Below are 255 nucleotides of genomic sequence, written 5' to 3' on the forward strand. Positions count from 1 at the left end.
TTTTCAACTTTTATTTTATGGCCTATTTTCATTAATGCCAGGCTTTTCCACTTTTCAGCCTCAGCATTTAGGTTTAAGTTTTTTTTGCTTTTGCTTTCAGCTCCACTTTTCTTAGTTGTTATTCCGCCCAGGGCTTTGTAATACATCGCCCAGAAATAAGACTTCATTTTTTGGGTTACTATAATTTCACCGCCTTCATTATGAACGGATGCATAAGGCAAAGAACTGCTATAGCGAATCACACCATCACGAATA

General features: G+C 36.9%; 1 pseudogene. It reads right to left on the reverse strand.

What is annotated here, in order from left to right:
* A pseudogene (locus J3495_RS19095) lies at nucleotides 1-255 on the reverse strand (hypothetical protein); the annotation flags it as partial.

The organism is Flavobacterium geliluteum (assembly GCF_017948595.1).
GTDB lineage: Bacteria > Bacteroidota > Bacteroidia > Flavobacteriales > Flavobacteriaceae > Flavobacterium > Flavobacterium flavipigmentatum.